General features: G+C 70.2%; 17 protein-coding genes. 15 read left to right on the plus strand and 2 right to left on the minus strand.

Annotation, left to right across the window (positions count from 1 at the left end; translation table 11 throughout):
• Positions 1-101: 101 nt before the first annotated feature.
• On the plus strand, positions 102-2486 hold the full coding sequence (locus tag ACWPN5_RS02975; RefSeq protein ID WP_492294150.1) for a putative bifunctional diguanylate cyclase/phosphodiesterase: 2385 nt from the start codon (positions 102-104) through the stop codon (positions 2484-2486).
• 50 nt (positions 2487-2536) lie between these two features.
• Here the strand turns inward: ACWPN5_RS02975 and ACWPN5_RS02980 are convergent, their stop codons facing one another.
• Entirely contained in the window at positions 2537-2971 is a 435-nt protein-coding gene (locus ACWPN5_RS02980; RefSeq protein ID WP_145682341.1) for a PRC-barrel domain-containing protein, read from the minus strand.
• A gap of 419 nt (positions 2972-3390) precedes the next feature.
• On the opposite strand from ACWPN5_RS02980, the gene ACWPN5_RS02985 reads away from it, so the two are divergent.
• From ACWPN5_RS02985 to ACWPN5_RS03030, 10 genes are all read left to right on the plus strand, one after another.
• Complete coding sequence (locus tag ACWPN5_RS02985) at positions 3391-4209, plus strand: phage capsid protein (protein ID WP_145682340.1); 819 nt, start codon at positions 3391-3393, stop codon at positions 4207-4209.
• Positions 4210-4258: 49 nt separating this feature from the next.
• Entirely contained in the window at positions 4259-4528 is a 270-nt protein-coding gene (locus tag ACWPN5_RS02990; protein WP_145682339.1) for a hypothetical protein, read from the plus strand.
• 36 nt (positions 4529-4564) lie between these two features.
• Positions 4565-5068, plus strand: coding sequence for a phage tail protein (locus ACWPN5_RS02995; protein WP_492294153.1), 504 nt, complete (start codon positions 4565-4567; stop codon positions 5066-5068).
• Between the two features lie 70 nt (positions 5069-5138).
• Positions 5139-5708, plus strand: a complete 570-nt coding sequence (locus tag ACWPN5_RS03000) for a phage connector family protein (RefSeq protein WP_145682337.1) — start codon at positions 5139-5141, stop codon at positions 5706-5708.
• Positions 5708-7603, plus strand: a complete 1896-nt coding sequence (locus ACWPN5_RS03005) for a phage tail protein (RefSeq protein ID WP_492294155.1) — start codon at positions 5708-5710, stop codon at positions 7601-7603. Before ACWPN5_RS03000 ends, ACWPN5_RS03005 begins: the two co-directional genes overlap by 1 nt.
• Positions 7603-8268, plus strand: a complete 666-nt coding sequence (locus ACWPN5_RS03010) for a hypothetical protein (protein ID WP_492294157.1) — start codon at positions 7603-7605, stop codon at positions 8266-8268. The genes ACWPN5_RS03005 and ACWPN5_RS03010 overlap by 1 nt, the downstream gene beginning before the upstream one ends.
• 40 nt (positions 8269-8308) lie before the next feature.
• Complete coding sequence (locus tag ACWPN5_RS03015; protein WP_200479487.1) at positions 8309-10339, plus strand: glycosyl hydrolase family 28-related protein; 2031 nt, start codon at positions 8309-8311, stop codon at positions 10337-10339.
• Complete coding sequence (gene terL, locus ACWPN5_RS03020; protein ID WP_492294159.1) at positions 10339-11898, plus strand: phage terminase large subunit; 1560 nt, start codon at positions 10339-10341, stop codon at positions 11896-11898. The genes ACWPN5_RS03015 and terL overlap by 1 nt, the downstream gene beginning before the upstream one ends.
• Before the next feature lie 89 nt (positions 11899-11987).
• Positions 11988-12311 carry a hypothetical protein gene (locus ACWPN5_RS03025; protein ID WP_145677420.1) on the plus strand — a complete coding sequence of 108 codons (324 nt, stop codon included), beginning with the start codon at positions 11988-11990 and terminating at the stop codon, positions 12309-12311.
• A 32-nt stretch (positions 12312-12343) separates the two neighbouring features.
• Positions 12344-12826 carry a cell wall hydrolase gene (locus ACWPN5_RS03030; RefSeq protein ID WP_492294161.1) on the plus strand — a complete coding sequence of 161 codons (483 nt, stop codon included), beginning with the start codon at positions 12344-12346 and terminating at the stop codon, positions 12824-12826.
• A 97-nt stretch (positions 12827-12923) separates the two neighbouring features.
• On the opposite strand, the gene ACWPN5_RS03035 is transcribed toward ACWPN5_RS03030, so the two are convergent.
• Positions 12924-13172 (minus strand): hypothetical protein, encoded by a 249-nt coding sequence (locus tag ACWPN5_RS03035; protein ID WP_114861265.1) that lies wholly within the window; start codon positions 13170-13172, stop codon positions 12924-12926.
• Between the two features lie 305 nt (positions 13173-13477).
• Between ACWPN5_RS03035 and ACWPN5_RS03040 the strand changes: the two genes are divergently transcribed.
• The 4 genes from ACWPN5_RS03040 (at position 13478) to thrS (ending at position 18270) form a co-directional block, all read left to right on the plus strand.
• The gene (locus tag ACWPN5_RS03040; protein ID WP_145682331.1) at positions 13478-13843 is read left to right on the plus strand and encodes a DUF952 domain-containing protein; all 366 of its coding nucleotides are present in this window, start codon (positions 13478-13480) and stop codon (positions 13841-13843) included.
• 20 nt (positions 13844-13863) lie between these two features.
• Positions 13864-14937, plus strand: a complete 1074-nt coding sequence (locus ACWPN5_RS03045) for a quinone-dependent dihydroorotate dehydrogenase (protein WP_492294164.1) — start codon at positions 13864-13866, stop codon at positions 14935-14937.
• Positions 14938-14945: 8 nt separating this feature from the next.
• A complete protein-coding gene (locus ACWPN5_RS03050) occupies positions 14946-16154 on the plus strand; it encodes an EAL domain-containing protein (protein ID WP_492294165.1) in 1209 nt (402 codons plus the stop codon).
• A 151-nt stretch (positions 16155-16305) separates the two neighbouring features.
• Complete coding sequence (thrS, locus tag ACWPN5_RS03055) at positions 16306-18270, plus strand: threonine--tRNA ligase (protein WP_492294167.1); 1965 nt, start codon at positions 16306-16308, stop codon at positions 18268-18270.
• Positions 18271-18304: the final 34 nt, after the last annotated feature.

The following is an 18304-nucleotide window of genomic DNA, read 5'->3' on the forward strand; positions in this document are numbered from 1 at the left end:
GGGCGAAATGTCGCAGCCGGTTTCAAACTGGTCGGGGAGGGCGGGGACGGCCAACTTGGACGTTGCGTGTTTGAAATAAAAAAGCGACGCTTTCGCGCAGAATGACCGCCGCCCGGAAGAAGCCGGGTGCGACGACTGCCGCCGGGACCGTGATGACGCTGCGCCGCAAGATCCGCTGGCTGACCTGGATCGGCCTGATCGGCTGCCTCATGGCGGCAATACCGGCGCTTTACCTGCTGCGCAGCGGTTTGATCACGGAGCGGGAACGGCTGACCCACGCGCTGGTCGGGTCGGCGCACGCCATGCTTGGCGAGATCAACGCGTCCATCGAGGCCGGTGCCCTGGCGCGGGACGAGGGGCAGGGACAGGCGCGGCTGGCGCTGCGGGCGCTGGGGCGCGATCCCTTCCATGTCAGCGTGTTCACCGACGGGCGCGTGCCCGAGGGGTGGATGGGCGAGGGCCGTTCGGTCCGCGCCAGCCTGGCCTTCGAGCCCTGGGGCTGGACCATCGCGGCGGTCAGCGGGACCGACGACCTCGATCGCGAGTTCGCCATGGAGGCCCTGGCCTTCATGCTGTTCATCGCCGTCCTTCTGGTGCTGAGCTGGCCGCTCTCGGTGTTCCTGTCGCAGCATGTGCTGGGTCCCATCGAGGCGCTGTCAGAGCGGATGGAGCGGCTGACCGAAGGGCAGACCGGCATCGACATCCCCGGCCGCGACCGCAAGGACGAGTTCGGCGCGATGGCCCGCGCCATGGACTATTTCCGGCAGGCCGCCGAGGCGTTGATCGTGCGCGACGAGCGGCTGTTCGGCATCATGAACAACATCGGCGAAGCCATCGTGCTGGTCGGCGAGGACGGTCTGGTCGAGGAGCACAACCCCGCCGCCGTCGCGCTGTTCGGCGTGCCCGCGGAGCGGCTCGACGGCCATCGCTTCGCCGACCTGTTCGCCGAGGAGGACCGCGAGCGCGTCGCCCGGCTGCTGGGGTTGGGGGCACCGGCCGACGGTGCCGTCGCGGGGGTGGGAACCGGCGGCCGCAGGGAACGTGCCGAGGAGCTGGTGATCGAGCGGGCGGACGGGCGGATCGACGCCTCGCTCTCCCTGTCCTGCCTGGACGTGCAGGGGCGGCGCAGCTACGTCTGCGCGCTGGCCGACATGACGGAGCGGCTGCGCCACGAGCGGGAACTGCTGCGGCTGGCCACGCGCGACCGGCTGACCGGCCTGCCGAACCGCGCCCTCATCGAATCGCTGCTCGACACCTCGATCGAGCGGGCGCGGCGCCACGGCCGCCGCTTCGCGGTGCTGTGCCTGGACCTGTCGCGCTTCAAGCTGATCACCGACACGCTGGGCCACCACGCCGGGGACCTGCTGCTGCAGGAGGTCGCCTCGCGGATCGTCCTCACGGTCCGGGCGAGCGACACGGTGGGGCGCATCGGCACCGACGACTTCGCGGTGATCCTCGACGAGGTCGGCGAGGCGCAGGAGGTGGAGATCGCCGCCCAGCGGATCCTGGCCGCCTTCGACGAGCCGGTGCTGCTGATGGGGACCGAGCATTACGTCCGCCCGTCGATCGGCATCGCCCTTTTCCCCGACCACGCCGACAGCGCGCAGGAGCTGGTCCGCTCCGCCGACACGGCGCTCTACGCGGCCAAGCGGGCCGGCGGCAAGCGCCACGCCTTCTTCCGCAAGGAGCTGGCCGACCAGGCGCACCGCCATCTGGCGCTGGACCGCGACCTGCGCGCGGCGCTGGCGCGCGGCGAGTTCCAGCTTCACTACCAGCCCAAGGTGTCGCTGATCGACCAGTCGCTGGAGGGGTTCGAGGCGCTGCTGCGCTGGGACAAGCCCGGCTTCGGCATGATCCCGCCCGGCGAGTTCATCCCGGTCGCCGAGGACACCGGCTTCATCGTGCCGCTCGGTGACTGGGTTCTGGACGAGGCGTGCCGACAGTTGCGGGAATGGATCGACCATGGGCTGGAGCCCGTGCCGGTGGCCGTCAACATCTCGCCGCGCCACCTGCGCCAGCGCTCCGCCGAGGACTTCCGCCGCATCATCGACCGTCACCGCCTGTCGCCCGATCTGGTCGAGCTGGAAATCACCGAGGGTGCGGTGATGCAGGACATGGACCACGCCCTGTCCGTCCTGGCGGCGCTGAAGGCCATGGGCATCCGCGTGGCGGTGGACGATTTCGGCACCGGCCATTCCTCGCTGAGCTACCTGAAGCGGCTGCCGGTGACGACTCTGAAGATCGACCGCTCCTTCGTGAACGGCGTGCCGAGCGCGCGGGAGGACAACGGCATCGTCTCCACCATCATCGCCATGGCCGATATGCTGGGGCTCGACGTGGTGGCGGAGGGGGTGGAGAAGCAGGAACAGGCCAATTTCCTGCGCCACCACAATTGCACCCTGGTCCAGGGCTGGCTGACCGGGCGTCCGGTCCCCGCCGGGCAGGCCGCGGACCTGCTGGCCATGCGCCTGCGCCGGACGGCGTGAGATTCAAAAGGTCCGGGGGCCGTCGCCCCCGGACCGTCCCGATCCAGGCGTCAGCGCAGCGCGCCCTTGACGTCCTCGTACTTGTCCTTCTGCCAGGACTCCAGACCCTTAAGGTCGTTCTCCGTCATGTCGACGGTCAGGCGCTTGCCCTTCATGTGCAGCCGCTCCAGCGGCAGGACGACGTCCTTGTCGCTCATGTCGGCGATGTGGTCGACGTCGATCACCGCGAAGGTCTGGCCGCCCTTGCGGACGATGCCCTCGATCTCGGCGATGTCCTTGCCGTCGCTGCCGTAGACGTCCTTGCCCTTGAGCTGGGCCGCGGTCATCTTCGCGACCGCCGGGTCGAGCGAGCCGTGGGTGGCCGCGACCTGCCCGGTCGCCTTGTTGCTCGGGACCTCCTTGGCGGTTCCGGACATGCTTTCGGCCATGGCGGGCGTGGCGAGCAGAAGCGCGGCGACGCCACAGGCGGTGATGATCGTCTTCATGAAGCGTATTCCTTTTTTATGCCGTGTTTTCGGGCCGTTGAGGCCAACCGTTCAACAGCGCGGTTCCGGGGAATATTCCCTGCCACAAGGGAGTACCGCGCCTAGGGGATGGCTCCGGCATAAAGGAAAATATTCTTGACATGAGAGGCCGGATGTCCTAGAAACGGTCTTGCCAACGCCCGTTCTGCGTCCCCTCACAGGATGGGCCGCGGCATCCCGAACCTCCCCTCCATGCCTGTCCTGAAAGAGGCTGGCCGGACAACCGAAAGGCCCGGCCAGCCTCTTTCTTTTTCGCGCTTCGCCCGCGGCCGGGCGCGCGTCCCCCCGTCCTGTCCGGGGATCGGGCGCGCCTGACAACCGGGTGGCGGAATGCTTCCCGCCGGACGGGACCCCGCAGAACGCGAAAGGAAAACAGTCCGATGTCCACCTCGGTCGCCCAGGCTTTCGTCAAGCAGTTCGAGCGCGAAGTGCACGACGCCTACCAGCGCATGGGCTCCAAGTTGCGCAACACGGTGCGCACCAAGAACAACGTCCAGGGCGCCTCCACCGTCTTCCAGAAGGTCGGCAAGGGCACCGCCTCGACCAAGGCGCGCCACGGCGCCGTTCCGGTGATGAACCTGGACCACACGCCGGTCGAATGCACCCTCTACGACTTCTACGCCGGCGACTGGGTCGACCGGCTGGACGAGCTGAAGACCAACATCGACGAGCGGCAGATCATCGCCAGCGCCGGCGCCTACGCGCTGGGCCGCAAGACCGACGAGCTCATCCTCGGTGAGCTGAACAAATCCACCAATTACGCGGGTGGCCCCGGCGACGGGCTGACCAAGGCAAAGGTGCTGGCGGCCTTCGAGAAGCTGGGCGAGTCCGACGTGCCGGACGACGGCCAGCGCTACGCCGTCGTCGGCTGGAAGCAGTGGAGCCAGCTCCTCGGCATCGACGAGTTCGCCAGCACCGAATATGTCGGCGCCGACGAGCTGCCCTGGCGCGGCACCCAGGCCAAGCGCTGGCTGGGCACGCTGTGGATGCCCCATTCCGGCCTGAAGGCGGAGGGCGGCGTGCGGCTGTGCCACTGGTACCACAAGACGGCCGTCGGCCACGCCTCCGGCGCCGACGTGAAGACGGACATCTCGTGGCACGGCGACCGTGCCGCGCACTTCGTCAACAACATGATGTCGCAGGGCGCCGGCCTGATCGACGCGGCGGGCGTCGTGACCATGCGCTGCCTGGAAGCCTGACCCCGGACACCTGACGCTCCCCGCCGACGACCGATCTGGAGTTTTCCCCATGCCCTATCTTCCGAAGGACCTGAGCGTCCTCGCCTACGCCAACGGCTTCACCCTGTGGCACTACACGACGCCGGACGCCGCCACGCTGGTGGACAACAGCGGCTATTTCAACGGCGCGTCCGACCTGCTGCGCAGCGGCGACATGATCCTGGCCAACACCGGCACCGCCGGGGCGCCCGCCGCCGGCGTCCTCGTCGTCGCCGCCAACGCGGCGGGGGTGGTGGACGTCGCCAACCTGTCGCCCTTCGGCGCGTCCAACACCGACTGACGATCCCTTTCCCACCCACATTCTGGAGACAGCATCATGACCGTTTCCTCCGGTTGCTCCTGGCTGGTTCCCACCGGCGCCGTTCTCGCGTTCGGCGGCGCCAGCGCCCCCGACGGCTATCTGTTCTGCGACGGCAGCCTGCTCGACGACGCCAGCCACCCCGCCCTTGCGGCGATCCTGGGCCGGGCGTTCAGCAACGCCTCCGACGCCACCGGCACCTTTCGTGTTCCCGACCTGCGCGGCCGCGTGCCCGCCGGCCTGGACAGCATGGGCGGCACCGCGGCCAACCGTGTGACTTCCGCCGGAGCCGGCATCGACGGCACGACCCTCGGTGCGGCGGGCGGCGAGCAGGTCCACACCCTGACCATCGAGGAGATGCCGAACCACAGCCACGATGTGATGTGGTTCAAGATGGGAAACAACTTCGCGGGCGGCAACGGCGCCATTCCCCAGCGTCAGCAAACCTCGAGCGTCGGCGGCGGCCAGCCGCACAACACCGTGCAGCCGACCCTGATCCTGAATTACGTCATCAAGACCTGATCACGGCTCACGCCAAGCCGGGGCGTTCAGGCGCCCCGGCATCCTTCCTCTGTTTCGAAGGATCGAACCCATGGCATTGACGGCCATCGGGCTGTGCAGCCGCGCGCTCCTCAAGATTGGGGCGACGGCGATCACCGCCTTCGACGAGGGCACCGCCGAGGCGGAGGTCGCGGCGGGCCTCTACGAACCGGCGCGCGACGCGCTGCTCTCCGCCAACGCCTGGAGCTTCGCCACCCGGCAGGCCCGGCTGGCGCGGCTGGCCGACGACCCGGTCGCCGATTACGGCGTGGCCTTCCAGCTTCCCGCCGATTTCCTGCGCGCGCTCGGCGCCGGGGCGGGCGGGCGGGGCCGCGGGCTGGACTATCGCATCGCCGGACGGGCGCTGCAGGCGGCGTCCGACGCGGTGGTGCTGACCTATGTCGGGCGCCCGGCGGAGGAGGACTTCCCGGCCTTCTTCGATCAGGCGCTGATCGCCCGGCTGGCCGCGGAGTTCTGCATTCCGCTGACCGAGAGCACGAGCCGGGCGGAGCTTCTGCAGCGGCTGGCCGAGAGCGAGTTCCGCCGCGCCCGCCAGATCGACGCCCTGCAGGACAGCCAGCCGGGCTTCGAGGATTTCACCCTGATCGACGCGAGGGGCTGATGGCGCGGATTCGTCAGGTGAAGACCAACTTCACGGCGGGGGAGATTTCCCGCCGGCTGCTCGGGCGCGGCGACCTGCGCGCCTACGACAACGGGGCGCTGGCGCTGCGCAACCTGTTCATCCACCCGACCGGCGGGGTGACGCGCCGCTCCGGCCTCGCCTTCGTCGATCCGGCCCGCGGCGACGGGCGGCTGGTCGCCTTCGAGTTCAACACCGAGCAGACCTATCTGCTGGTCTTTTCCGACGGCCGGATCGACGTCTACGGCGACGACGCGCCCATCGCCAGCGTCGCGGCGCCCTGGACCGCCGCCCAGCTTTCCCAGATCACCTGGACGCAGAGCGCCGACACGCTGCTGGTCTGCCACCCCGACGTGCCGCCGCGCAAGCTGACCCGCAGCGGCGCCGACGCCTGGGCGCTGAGCGGCTGGAGCTACGTTGCGGAGGGGGAGCGGGTGGCGATGCCCTTCTACCGCTTCGCCGATCCCGCTGTGACGCTGACCCCGTCGGGCACGGACGGGCTGGTGACAGTGACGGCCTCCGCCGCGGTCTTCGACCCGAAGCAGGAGGGCACGCGTCTGCGCATCCAGGGCAAGCAGCTCCGCGTCGAGGGGGTGGTGTCGGGGACGCAGGTCACCGCGACGGTGCTGGAGACGCTGGCCGGCACCGCCGCCACGACGGCCTGGGACGAGCAGTCCTTCTCGCCGCTGCGCGGCTGGCCGGTGTCGGCGGCCTTCCACCAGGACCGGCTGGTCATCGGCGGCTCGCGCGATCTGCCCAACCGGCTGTGGCTGTCGCGCTCCGCCGACCTGTGGAACTTCGACCTCGGCACCGGGCAGGACGACGAGGCCATCGAGTTCGGCATCCTGTCCGATCAGGTGAACGCGGTGCGCGCCGTCTTCTCCGGGCGGCATCTCCAGGTCTTCACCTCTGGCGCGGAGTACATGGTGTCGGGCGACCCGCTGACCCCGCAGAACATCCAGGTCCACCGGCAGACCCGCATCGGCTCTCCCGTCGACCGCTCCGTCCCGCCGCGCGACGTGGACGGGGCCACCCTGTTCGTGTCGCGCAACGGGCGGGAAATCCGCGAATTCCTCTACACCGACACCGAGGCCGCCTATCAGGCCAACGATCTGGCGCTGCTCGCCCGCCATCTGGTGGTGAAGCCGCGCGACCAGGATTACGACCAGGGCCGCCGGCTGATGTTCGTGGTTATGGAGGACGGCGCGCTGTGCGCCCTGACCGTCTACCGGCTGGAGCAGGTGACCGCCTGGACCCGGCTGGAGACCGACGGGGCGGTGCGCTCCGTCGCGGTGGTCGGGGACGAGGTCTACGCGCTGGTCGACCGCGCCGGGCGGTGGAGCGTGGAGCGCTTCGACGACGCCCTGAACCTCGACGCCGCCCTGGTCGGCGACCACGACTCCCCGACCGCGGTGTGGAGCGGGCTGGATCATCTGGAGGGGCGGACCCTCGCGGTGGTCGCCGACGGCAGGGTCCGCGCCGACGCCACCGTCGCCGCCGGCAAGATCGTGCTCGACCCGCCGGCCCGCCATGTCGAGGCCGGGCTGCCCTACAGCCACCGCATCGACCCGCTGCCGGTCAGCCTGCTCGGCCAGGCGGGCGGAACCGACGCGGTGCGGCTGGTGTCCGTCGGCTTCCGGCTGGAGGAGACGGCAGCGCTCCACGCCGACCTGGGGCGCGGCCTTCAGGAACTGCCGCTGCACCGGACGGGGCCGCAGCCCGTGGGCGGCGTCCCGGCGCTGGTCTCCGGCGACCGCAGGCTGCGGGCACTGGGCTGGCGGCGCGACAGCGACCGGCCGCTGTGGAGCATCCGGCAGGACGCACCGCTGCCCTTCACGCTTTTGTCCGTAACCATGGAATTGAGGGTGAACGACTGATGGGCGGAATCACGACCCTGGCCACCACGGCGTTGCCGCTGGTCAACTCCGTCGCCGACACGGTGGACCGCGTCTCCGGCACCTCGGACAGCGCGCGCCGGCAGCAGGCCGCCGACGAGCGCCGCTACGCCCAGCAGGCGGAGCAGCAGCGGCTGCAATGGCAGCGCGAGGACGAGCTGCGCCGCCAGGACCAGGAGCTTCAGCGCCAGAAGGACGAGCAGGCCCGCATCGAGGCGGAGCGGCAGCGCGCCCGCGAGATGGACTGGCTGGCGCAGAGCCAGAATCTGGCCGCCGGGCAGCTCCGCGCCGGGCAGGCCGCCACGCTGGCGGACAAGGAGGGGGACGCCCGCACACGGCTGGCCCAGATCTCGGCCGCCGCGCAGTCCGACGAGCGGCGGCGGGTGGACGCCCTGCGCCGCACCGTGGCGCGCACCCGCGCGACGCTCGGCTCCAACGGGGTCAGCGCGGCGGATGGGTCCGGCGAGGCGATCCTGCTCGGCGTCGTCAAGGACAGCGCCGCGGAGCGCGGGGAGGCCGAAGGCACCGACCGGCTGAAGCGCGAGGCCATCCAGCAGGAGGTCGACAGCGTGCGCCGCCGCAACCTGCTGGAGCAGGCGCAGCTCGCCGAGCGGCAACGGCTGGAGTTCATGAGCCGCTTTTACTGACACCCCCGGTCAACCCACGCAGGAGAAGGGGCGCCCCCCAATGCCCAGCGCATTCGACGTTCCGCGCGGCAACCCGCGCGTCCAGTATCTTGCCGACGGCGTGCAGACCGACTTCGTTTATCCGTTTCCGATCTTCGAGGACGGCGACCTTCAGATCTTCCTGGGCGCGGCGCGGCAGACCACCGGCTACGCGGTGACCGGCGCCGGGGAGACGGCGGGCGGCACGGTGGCCTTCGCAACACCGCCGGAGGCCGGGACGCCCGTCCTGCTGCGCCGCCGCCTGCCCATCGAGCGGATGAGCGATTTCCTGGAGAGCGGGCCGCTCCCGGCCGCCAGCCTGAACCGCGAATTCGACCAGCTCACCGCCGCGCTCCAGCAGGTGGCCGGGGATCAGGAACTGATGCTGCGCTACACCGACACCGACCTGCCGGCCTCCAACCGCTTGCCGGAACGGACGGTGCGGGCCGGCCAGCTCCTCGCCTTCGATACGGTGGGAAACCCGATCGCCCGCAAGCCGGTGGACGAGGAGGCGCTGTCCACCTTCGTCGCCCCCGGCGCCGGCGCGGTGCGCCGCCCGGTGCGCGAGAAGCTGGCCGACGCCCTGTCGGTGAGGGATTTCGGTGCGGTCGGCGACGGCGTCGTCGACGACACGCGGGCGATCCAGGCCGCGCTGACCAGCGCGGACGCCGTCCATGTGCCGCCGGGCACCTACCGGATCACCAACACGCTGACCGTCGGCTACGGCCAGACTCTGTATGGCGCCGGGCAGAGGTCGGTCATCGCCGGCGCCTCGGCCGCGTTCGACCTGATCCATCTGCCGGACGGCTACGCCACGGTGAGCGGCCTGCGGCTGGAGCGGGGCGACGCCGCGGTGAGGCTGTTCGGGCGGGACGGACCCTGCGTGCACAACACGCTGAGCGACCTGACCATCTGGGACCCGCGGGTCGGGCTGCTGTTCGACGGCTACGCCGACCCCAATTGGCCCTGCTACTGGAACATGGTGTCGCGCGTGCTGGTGGCCCGCCCGTCGCTGCACGGGGTGTGGCTGACCCGGACGGGGGAGGGCGACACGCCCAACGCCAACCGCTTCTCCATGGTGCGCGTCTATTCCCTGTCGGCGCCGATCGCCGGCTGCGGCTTCTTCGTGGAGCAGGGCAAGTACAACAACAGTTTCCAGGACTGCGAGGCCAACCTGTCGACGATGGCTCTGGCCTGCTTCCGCGTCGGCGCCAACACCGACAAGACGCTGATCCTGAACTTCTACGCGGAATCCTTGGGCGGCGTGCCCAACGTGCAGCTCGACGCCGGGTCGGTCGAGACGGCCATCGTCAATCTGCTGTCGATGTCCGCCGGGCCGGCCATCTACGACCAGTCCGGGGGCCGCTACACGGCGGTGAACGCCGGCTATCCGGAAAAGAACCGGCTGGCGCGCAGCCGCGTCTCCGAGCTGGTCGTCGAGGCCCTGCGCTACGACACCGAATATGTGGAGCCGCAGGCCGGTGGGGTGGTCGCGCTGGACCTGACCAGCTCCGTCTATCTGGCGAGTGCCTACAGCGGCGACGTGGAGCTTCGGCTGCCGGCGGCGGAGGCGGCCAACGGCCACGCGGTGACGGTGAAGCGGACCGACGCCTCCCTCCACCGCCTGACCATTACCGAGGAGGGCGGGCCGGGGCCGGACGGCCGGACGGCGGCGCTGGGCAACCGCTACGACTTCGTGACCGTCGTGTCGAACGGGGCCGGCTGGTGGGTGGTGGCCGGCAACAACCGGCCGGACAACGCCCATTTCCACGACCAGCCGGGCCTGTTCGAGCCGGACCTGAACCAGGCGCTGTATCTGGTGAGCGCCTTCAGTGGTGCCGTCACGGTGCGGCTGCCACCGCCGGGGGCGCTGCACGCGGTCGGGCGCACGGTGACGGTCAAGAAGGCCGATGTCTCGGGCAACCCGATCACCGTCACCGTGCAGGGCGGCGGCGGGCCGGACAACGCCCCGGTGACCCTGGCCGCCACCGGCAGCGCGGTCACGGCGATGTCCAACGGCGCCGGCTGGCACATCCTGGGGCGGGTGGCGTGATGGAGGCGGCGGACACGCGCAAGAAGGGCTTCTTCGCCTTCGTCCAGGACTGGAACCGGCAATCGGATCTGACCACCCCGCGCCACCATCTCCAGATCGCCGCGTGGCTGGAGCGGCAGGCGGCCGGCGTCGGGCCCTTCGGCATCGGGTCCTTTGGAATGGGGCCGCGCCTGCTGCTGATGGCCTTCCGCGGGGCGGGCAAGTCGTCCATCGTCGGGCTGTTCGCAGCCTGGATGCTCTACCAGGACCCCAACCGGCGGCTGCTCGTCCTGGCGGCGGACCTGAAGCTGGCCAAGAAGATGGTGCGCAACGTCAAGCGCATCATCGAGCGCCACCCCGACACCCTCGGCCTGAAGCCCCCGGCGAAGGAGCGTGACCAGTGGGCCGCCGACCAGTTCACCGTGGTCCGCGCGCAGGAGTTGCGCGACCCCTCCATGGTGGCGGCGGGTGTCGGCGGCAACATCACGGGTAGCCGCGCCGACGTGGTGATCTGCGACGACGTCGAGGTGCCGCGCACCTCCGGCAGTCCGGGCAAGCGCGCCGACCTGCGCGAGAGGCTGGCGGAGATCGACTATCTGCTGGTGCCGGGCGGGGTGCAGCTCTATGTCGGGACGCCGCACAGCTACTACTCCATCTACGCGGAGGAGCCGCGGACGGAGGCGGGGGAAACGCGGCCCTTTCTGGACGGTTTCGCGCGGCTGGTTTTGCCCGTCTACACCGACGGCCCGGACGGCCGGCGCCGCTACGCCTGGCCGCAGCGCTTCGGCGAGGCCCACGTCAACCGCATCCGCAAGGCGACCGGCCCCAACAAATTCACCAGCCAGATGCTGCTCCAGCCGGTCAACGAGGCGGAGGGCTTCCTCGACCCCGACCGGCTGGGCCGCTACGACGGCGAACTGGACTACCGGGAGTCGGCGGGGCGGGCGGTGCTGACGCTGAACGGCCTGCGCATGGCCTCGGCCTCCTGCTGGTGGGACCCGGCCTTCGCGCGGCCGGCGGCGGAGGGCGGCAAGCCCGGCGATTCCAGCGTCGTCGCCGCCCTGTTCGGCGGGGCGGATGGGCGTTTCTACCTGCACCGCGTGCTCTACCTGTCGGTGGACCCCGGCGATCCGGACACCGAGGCGGAGCAGCAGTGCCTCCAGGTCGCCCGCTTCCTGGAGCGGCACCATCTGCCGGCGGTCCATGTGGAGATCAACGGCATCGGGCGCTTCCTGCCCGGCCTGCTGCGCAAGGCGCTGCGCACGGAGAAGGTCGGCGCCGCCGTGGTCGAGGAGGCGAGCCGCCGCGCCAAGGCGCTGCGCATCCGCGAGGCGTTCGACGCCCTGCTGGCCGACCGCCGTCTGCTGGCCCACGCCACGGTGTGGGAGACGCCCTTCATCCGCGAAATGCGCGAATGGTCGCCGGACGGGCGCTACACGGGCCGCGACGACGGGCTGGACGCGGTGGCCGGCGCGCTGTCCTGCGAGCCGTTCCGCTTCGACCGCCAGCCGGCGCCGGGGCGGAAGCCGGACTGGCGCGCCGCGACGGCGCCGACCCCGGTGGAGGATTGGGGCGTGTGATCCGGTCCGCAAAGCCTCTTGGTCCCTCGGGCCGCCATCCCTGACCGGATGGCGGCCTTTTCTTTTGCCTTTTTCCTTGGAGAACGGAGATGCAGGAGTCCATCGACCTGTCCTGGTGGATCACGGCGGTCGAACTGCCGGTGATGGGCGGGCTGTTCTGGCTGATCGCCCGGCTGCGCCGGGACGCCGAGTCCGCGCTGGAAACGGTGCGGGCCCGCGCCGAGACCGCCCAGGCGCAGGTGCGCGAGAGCCTGGCCGCCTACAAGCTGGAGGTCGCCAAGACCTACGTCTCGGTGGCGACGCTGAAGGATGTGGAGCGGCGGCTGACCGACCATCTGCTGCGCATCGAGACCAAGCTGGAGAACGGCTGCGCGCCGTTCGCCCCGCCCTACGGCGACGGAGGCCGCCGATGAGAACGTCGACAAGAACCCCGGCAAGAGCGCCGATGAGAACGCGCGTCCTCAAGCCGGAGCCGGGACCGGGCGTTCCGCCGCTGGGTCCGTCCGCCGATGGTTCCGGCCAAGCCGTCGACACGCTCGCCCGCACCCTGTGGGGGGAGGCGCGCGGCGAATTGGTTCGGGCCATGGAGGCGGTGGCGGCGGTCGTGATGAACCGCGTCGACCGGGCGCACAACCAGGGAGGGTGTTGGTGGGGCGGCGACGTGGTCGCCGTCTGCCGTCTGCCGGGACAGTTCCCCTGCTGGGACCCGGACGCGCCGGGACGGCTGGGGCTGCTGTCGGTGACCGCCGCGGACCCGGTCTTCGCCGCCGCTCAACGGATCGCCCGCCGCGCGGTGGCCGGCCTGCTCGACGACCCGACCAGCGGTGCGACCCACCTGCACCGGGCGGGGGAAAACCCGCAATGGGCGCAAGGGCGCAGCGTCTGTGCCGAGATCGGCGGGTTCCAGTTCTACAACGACGTCGAATGACGCCGCGTCACGCACCGGCACCTCCCTGCGGCGTTCCGGCGGGCCGGACATCCGCATCCGGTCCGCCGCCGCGGAAGGAGAGGGTGGAACGGACCGGTCAGGCGGCTTCCTTGATCATCGCCAGGTAGATCTTCCAGGCGGTCTCGACCGAGACGCCGCCGGCGCGCGACCCGGCGGCCAGCATCGCCGCCGAGGGCTTCAGCGGGACGGGCGTGCTGCTGGGCTCCGCCAGGGCGGCCAGGGGGGCGCTGTCCACGCTGGACACGATCACCCCATGGATGCGCGAGTCGAGCGCGTGTTCCACCGGGTGCCGTTCCTTCACAACATTCATCGCAATCGCGTTCATGGGGCATCTCCTTGCTTGCCCTTCTCTCAGCAATCCCGATGCCAATTCCGATTGGTTGCCGCCGAGACGGCGGGCGCCCTTGGGAATCCTTGATTCTGCGGCTTTTCCGTGTGGTCGGCGGGGGGCGGCCCGGCGGAACGGCGAATTTTCCTTCTGCAAAATGCCGCGGGATTCCCAAAGCCACATTTGCAAATTGCGAAGCAAACAGCGCAACGTCCCATTCTGAAGTTATCAACGGTCCGCCGATCCTCCCAAATTTGCCACGGCTGGCTTTGGCGGGCGGCTTTGCGCTAAGGTCCCGTGCCATGACTGAACGGATCATCTTTCATATGTGCCGCGCCGCGGAGTGGGAGAAGGCGCTCGCCGCCGGGGCCTACCACGGCTCGTCGCAGGACGCGGCGGACGGCTTCATCCACTTCTCCACCGGCGCCCAGGTCGAGGAAAGTGCCGCCAAGCACCGCGCCGGGCAGGACGGCCTCGTCCTGCTGACGGTGGACGGCGCCGCGCTGGGTGACGCGCTCCGCTGGGAGCCGTCGCGCGGCGGCCAGCTCTTTCCCCATCTCTACGGCCCGCTGCCGCCCGCGGCGGTGCTGCGCGCCGACCCGCTGCCGCTGGGGCCGGACGGCCGCCACCTCTTCCCGGCGACCTTCCGGGATGCCGCCCTCTCTTGAGTCTCTGAGGATACCACGCCGTGATCGACCTCTTTCCCATCGTCGGCCCCGTCCTGCGCAGCTTCGATCCGGAGACCGCGCACGGGCTGACCATCAAGGCCCTGTCGAGCGGGCTGATGCCGCCGGTGCGGGAGAAGGACGATCCCATCCTGCGGACCACGGTGTTCGGCCTGGAGTTCGCCAACCCGGTCGGCCTCGCCGCCGGCTTCGACAAGAACGCCGAGGTGGTCGACGCCATGCTGCGGCTGGGCTTCGGCTTCGTGGAGGCCGGCAGCGTCACGCCCCGGCCGCAGCCCGGCAACCCCAGGCCGCGCCTGTTCCGCGCCCCGGAGCAGGGAGCCGTCATCAACCGCATGGGCTTCAACAACGCGGGGCTGGAGCCCTTCGCCCAAAGACTGGAGCGACGCCTGTCCGGCGGGCACAAGGCGCCGGGACTCGTCGGCGCCAACCTCGGCAAGAACAAGGACACGGTGGAGGCGGCGGACGATTACGTCCTCGGCGTCACCCGGGTGGCCGCCCTGGCCGACTATCTGGTCGTCAACGTTTCCTCCCCCAACACGCCGGGCCTGCGCGCGCTCCAGGGGCGCGAGCCGCTGCGCACCCTGCTGGGCCGCGTTCTGGACGCCCGGTCCGCCTGCCGGCTGGCCAAGGCGCCGCCGGTCCTGCTGAAGATCGCGCCCGACCTGACCGACGAGGACAAGGCGGACATCGCCGCGGTCGCGCTCGAGTCGGGCATCGACGGGCTGATCGTGTCCAACACCACCATCGCCCGGCCCGCGGACATCCCCGAGCCGCTGCGCGCGGAGGCCGGCGGCCTGTCCGGCAAGCCGCTGTTCGCGCCCTCGACCGCCGTCCTGGGCGAGATGTACCGGCTGACCGGCGGCAAAATGCCGCTGGTCGGAGTCGGCGGCATCGCGTCGGGCGCCGATGCCTACGCCAAGATCCGCGCCGGCGCGTCGCTGGTGCAGCTCTATTCCGCGCTGGTCTACGCCGGGCCGGCGCTGGTGCTGGCGATCCGGCGCGACCTCGCCGCCCTGCTGCGCCGCGACGGCTTCGCCTCGCTGAGCGACGCGGTGGGGGCGGATCACCGCTGAGCGGGCGCATGGCGGCCCTGGCGGCCTTCCTTCACGGGCTGGCCGTCGCCGCGGCGGCGGTCTCGGTCGCCCTCGGCCTGCCGGAACTGCGGCCCGGCACCGACCCGGCGATGGGCTGGATCGGCGGCGGTCTGATCCTTCTGGCCGGCGCCGCCGTGGACCTGCACCGCCGGCTGGCCCGCCGGCAGCGCGACACCCTGGAGCGCCTGGACCGTCTGCAGAAGAGTGTGGACGCGCTGGCCGAACGGCTGGAGCCGCGCGTCGCACCGGAGGCGGAGGCCGGCGACGCCGATCGCTCCGCGGCCACCCACGAGGCCGTCCTTCAGGAGGTCAGGCTCCTCCACGCGCTGGTCGCGCGGCTCGGCGAAGTCCGGCCGGCGGAGGAACGCGAAGCGCCGCCGCCATCCGGCCCGGGGCCGGCCTTCCCGGACTCGCGCCGTCCGGACCCGCAGCCTGCGGCCAAAGCCGAAGCCCGGCCGATGGACGGGGCCGGCGTTCTGGAGGTGGTGCGCGACGCGCTGGCCGCCGACCGGATCGACGTCCACCTCCAGCCGATCGTCAGCCTGCCCCAGCGCAAGCACCGCTTCTTCGAAGTGTTCTCGCGGGTGCGCGCCGCCGACGGGGCGCTGATCCTGCCCGACCGCTATCTGGAGATCGCGGAGCGCGCCGGGCTGATGGCCACCATCGACAATCTGCTGCTGGTCCGCTGCATCCAGCTGATCCGTGAGACGGAGCGGCGCCAGCACGCCATCGGCTTCTTCTGCAACATGTCCGCCGCCACGCTCAGCGACGCGGCCTTCATGCGGCAGTTCCTGGACCTGATGGTGCGCAACCAGACGCTGGTGCCCAAGCTGGCCTTCGAGTTGAGCCAGCAGGAGCTGCGGGCGGGCGGGGCGGTGACGATGGGCATCCTGTCGCAGCTCGCCCGCATCGGCTTCCGCTTCTCCATGGACCGGGTGACCGACCTGGACATCGACGTGAACGCGCTGCTGCGGCACGAGATCCGCTATGTGAAGCTGGATTGCGGCCTGCTGCTCGACCCGGTCCTGGCGCCCCGCATCGAGGATCTGCGCCGCCGCCTGGACGGCACGGGCATTGACCTCATCGCCGAGAAGATCGAGACGGAGGCGCAGCTCGACGCGATCCAGCGCAGCGGCATCGATTTCGGCCAGGGCTACCTGTTCGGCGAGCCCCGCCCGGCGCGCAAACCGTCCTGAGATCATTTTGCCGTGAATTCATTTTGCAAGAAAATTCGCCGTTCGGGCGGCGGATTCGCGCCGGAAATGCCCCCGGCGCCCTTGACAGAAAGCCCGCCCGCATTAGAGATTTCGCCTCCCGGCATCCGCCGGGTGCGATGCAAACAGTCAAATGGTGACTTCGGTGACGTCCAACATCGCCATCACGCTGCCCGACGGCAGCGTGCGGGAGTTCGACCGGCCGGTGACGGGGCTTGAGATTGCCCAGTCGATCGGACCGCGCCTTGCCAAGGATGCGCTTGCCGTCAAGCTCGACGGCGAGGTGAAGGACCTCACCACCACCGTCACCACCAACGCCAAGATCGAGATCGTCACGCGCAGTCATCCGGACGCGCTCGAGGTCATCCGTCACGACGCCGCCCACGTCCTCGCCGACGCCGTGCAGAAGCTCTATCCGGGCACGCAGGTGACCATCGGTCCGGCGATCGCCAACGGCTTCTATTACGACTTTGCGCGCGAGGAGCCCTTCACGCCCGACGATCTGGCGAAGATCGAGGCGAAGATGCGCGAGATCGTCGCCAAGGACGTTCCCATCGTGCGCGAGGTCTGGACCCGCGACGATGCGGTCGCCTACTTCAAGACGCTCGGCGAGCATTACAAGGCCGAGCTGATCGAGGCGATCCCGGCGGACCAGGACATCAGCGTCTACCGCCAGGACGACTGGCTGGACCTGTGCCGCGGTCCGCACGCCCCGACGACGGGCAAGGTCGGCAACGGCTTCAAGCTGATGAAGGTGGCCGGCGCTTATTGGCGCGGCGACAGCCGCAACCCGATGCTCCAGCGCATCTACGGCACCGCTTGGCGCGACGAGAAGGAGCTGAAGGCCTACCTGCACCAACTGGAGGAGGCGGAGAAGCGCGACCACCGCCGGCTGGGCAAGGAGCTGGACCTGTTCCACGTGCAGGAGGAGGCCGTCGGCTCGGTCTTCTGGCACCCGAAGGGCTGGACGCTGTTCCGCACGCTGGAGACCTACATCCGCACCAAGCTGAGCCAGGCGGACTATGTCGAGGTCAAGACGCCGCAGCTCATCGACAGCTCGCTGTTCAAGGCGTCGGGCCACTGGGACATGTATGGCGACAACATGTTCAAGGTCTCGGCCGACGACGGCGAGAAGATGCTCGGCATCAAGCCGATGAACTGTCCGGGCCATGTGCAGATCTTCAAGCACGGCTTGCGCTCCTACCGCGACCTGCCGATCCGCATGGCGGAGTTCGGGGCCTGCCACCGCAACGAGCCGTCGGGCGCGCTGCACGGCATCCTGCGCGTGCGCGCCTTCACCCAGGACGACGCCCACATCTTCTGCACGGAAGATCAGGTGCCGACCGAGGCGGCGGACTATTTCAAGCTCCAGCTCGGCGTCTACCGGGACCTCGGCTTCGACAAGATCGCGGTGAAGCTGGCCCTGCGCCCCGACGTGCGCGCCGGCAACGACGCGGTGTGGGACCGCGCGGAGGAGGGGCTGCGCACCGCGCTGCGCTCCGCCGGCCTGGAGTTCGAGGAGCTGCCGGGCGAGGGCGCCTTCTACGGCCCGAAGGTGGAGTTCCACCTGACCGACGCCATCGGGCGCACCTGGCAGTGCGGCACGCTGCAGCTCGATTTCGTGCTGCCCGAGCGGCTCGACGCCTCCTACATCGGCGAGGACGGCGCCCGCCACCGTCCGGTGATGCTGCACCGGGCCATCCTGGGCTCGCTGGAACGCTTCATCGGCATGCTGATCGAGCATTACGCCGGCAAGTTCCCGATGTGGCTCTCCCCGGTCCAGGCGGTGGTCTGCACCATCACCAACGAGGCCGACGGCTATGGGCAGGAGGTCGTCAGCCTGCTGAAGCGCCGCGGCATCCGTGCCGAACTCGACACCCGGAACGAGAAGATCAACCTGAAGGTCCGCGAACACAGCCTTCAGAAGGTTCCCGTCCTGGTGGTTGTGGGCAAGCGCGAGGCGGAGGAGCGGACGGTCGCGCTGCGTACCCTCGGTGGTAAGGACCAGGAAGTTCTTGCCCTCGACGCCGCTCTCAATAAACTGAGTGAGGAGGCGCGGTCCCCCGCGGGCGTCGCCGCCTTCGATTCGCCGTTCTAACCGACCGCACCGGCCGGGCGGGCCTTCCTCCGGG

Source organism: Azospirillum sp. UENF 211521 (assembly GCF_058780535.1).

Coding starts and splice junctions, on each gene's coding strand:
- ACWPN5_RS03025 (WP_145677420.1), top strand. CDS start 11,988: ATGCAGGAGTCCATCGACCTGTCCTGGTGGATCACGGCGGTCGAACTG.
- ACWPN5_RS02975 (WP_492294150.1), top strand. CDS start 102: ATGACCGCCGCCCGGAAGAAGCCGGGTGCGACGACTGCCGCCGGGACC.
- ACWPN5_RS03010 (WP_492294157.1), top strand. CDS start 7,603: ATGGGCGGAATCACGACCCTGGCCACCACGGCGTTGCCGCTGGTCAAC.
- ACWPN5_RS02980 (WP_145682341.1), bottom strand. CDS start 2,971: ATGAAGACGATCATCACCGCCTGTGGCGTCGCCGCGCTTCTGCTCGCC.
- ACWPN5_RS02990 (WP_145682339.1), top strand. CDS start 4,259: ATGCCCTATCTTCCGAAGGACCTGAGCGTCCTCGCCTACGCCAACGGC.
- ACWPN5_RS02995 (WP_492294153.1), top strand. CDS start 4,565: ATGACCGTTTCCTCCGGTTGCTCCTGGCTGGTTCCCACCGGCGCCGTT.
- ACWPN5_RS03035 (WP_114861265.1), bottom strand. CDS start 13,172: ATGAACGCGATTGCGATGAATGTTGTGAAGGAACGGCACCCGGTGGAA.
- thrS (WP_492294167.1), top strand. CDS start 16,306: ATGGTGACTTCGGTGACGTCCAACATCGCCATCACGCTGCCCGACGGC.
- ACWPN5_RS03005 (WP_492294155.1), top strand. CDS start 5,708: ATGGCGCGGATTCGTCAGGTGAAGACCAACTTCACGGCGGGGGAGATT.
- ACWPN5_RS03050 (WP_492294165.1), top strand. CDS start 14,946: ATGGCGGCCCTGGCGGCCTTCCTTCACGGGCTGGCCGTCGCCGCGGCG.
- terL (WP_492294159.1), top strand. CDS start 10,339: ATGGAGGCGGCGGACACGCGCAAGAAGGGCTTCTTCGCCTTCGTCCAG.
- ACWPN5_RS03015 (WP_200479487.1), top strand. CDS start 8,309: ATGCCCAGCGCATTCGACGTTCCGCGCGGCAACCCGCGCGTCCAGTAT.
- ACWPN5_RS03030 (WP_492294161.1), top strand. CDS start 12,344: ATGAGAACGCGCGTCCTCAAGCCGGAGCCGGGACCGGGCGTTCCGCCG.
- ACWPN5_RS02985 (WP_145682340.1), top strand. CDS start 3,391: ATGTCCACCTCGGTCGCCCAGGCTTTCGTCAAGCAGTTCGAGCGCGAA.
- ACWPN5_RS03040 (WP_145682331.1), top strand. CDS start 13,478: ATGACTGAACGGATCATCTTTCATATGTGCCGCGCCGCGGAGTGGGAG.
- ACWPN5_RS03000 (WP_145682337.1), top strand. CDS start 5,139: ATGGCATTGACGGCCATCGGGCTGTGCAGCCGCGCGCTCCTCAAGATT.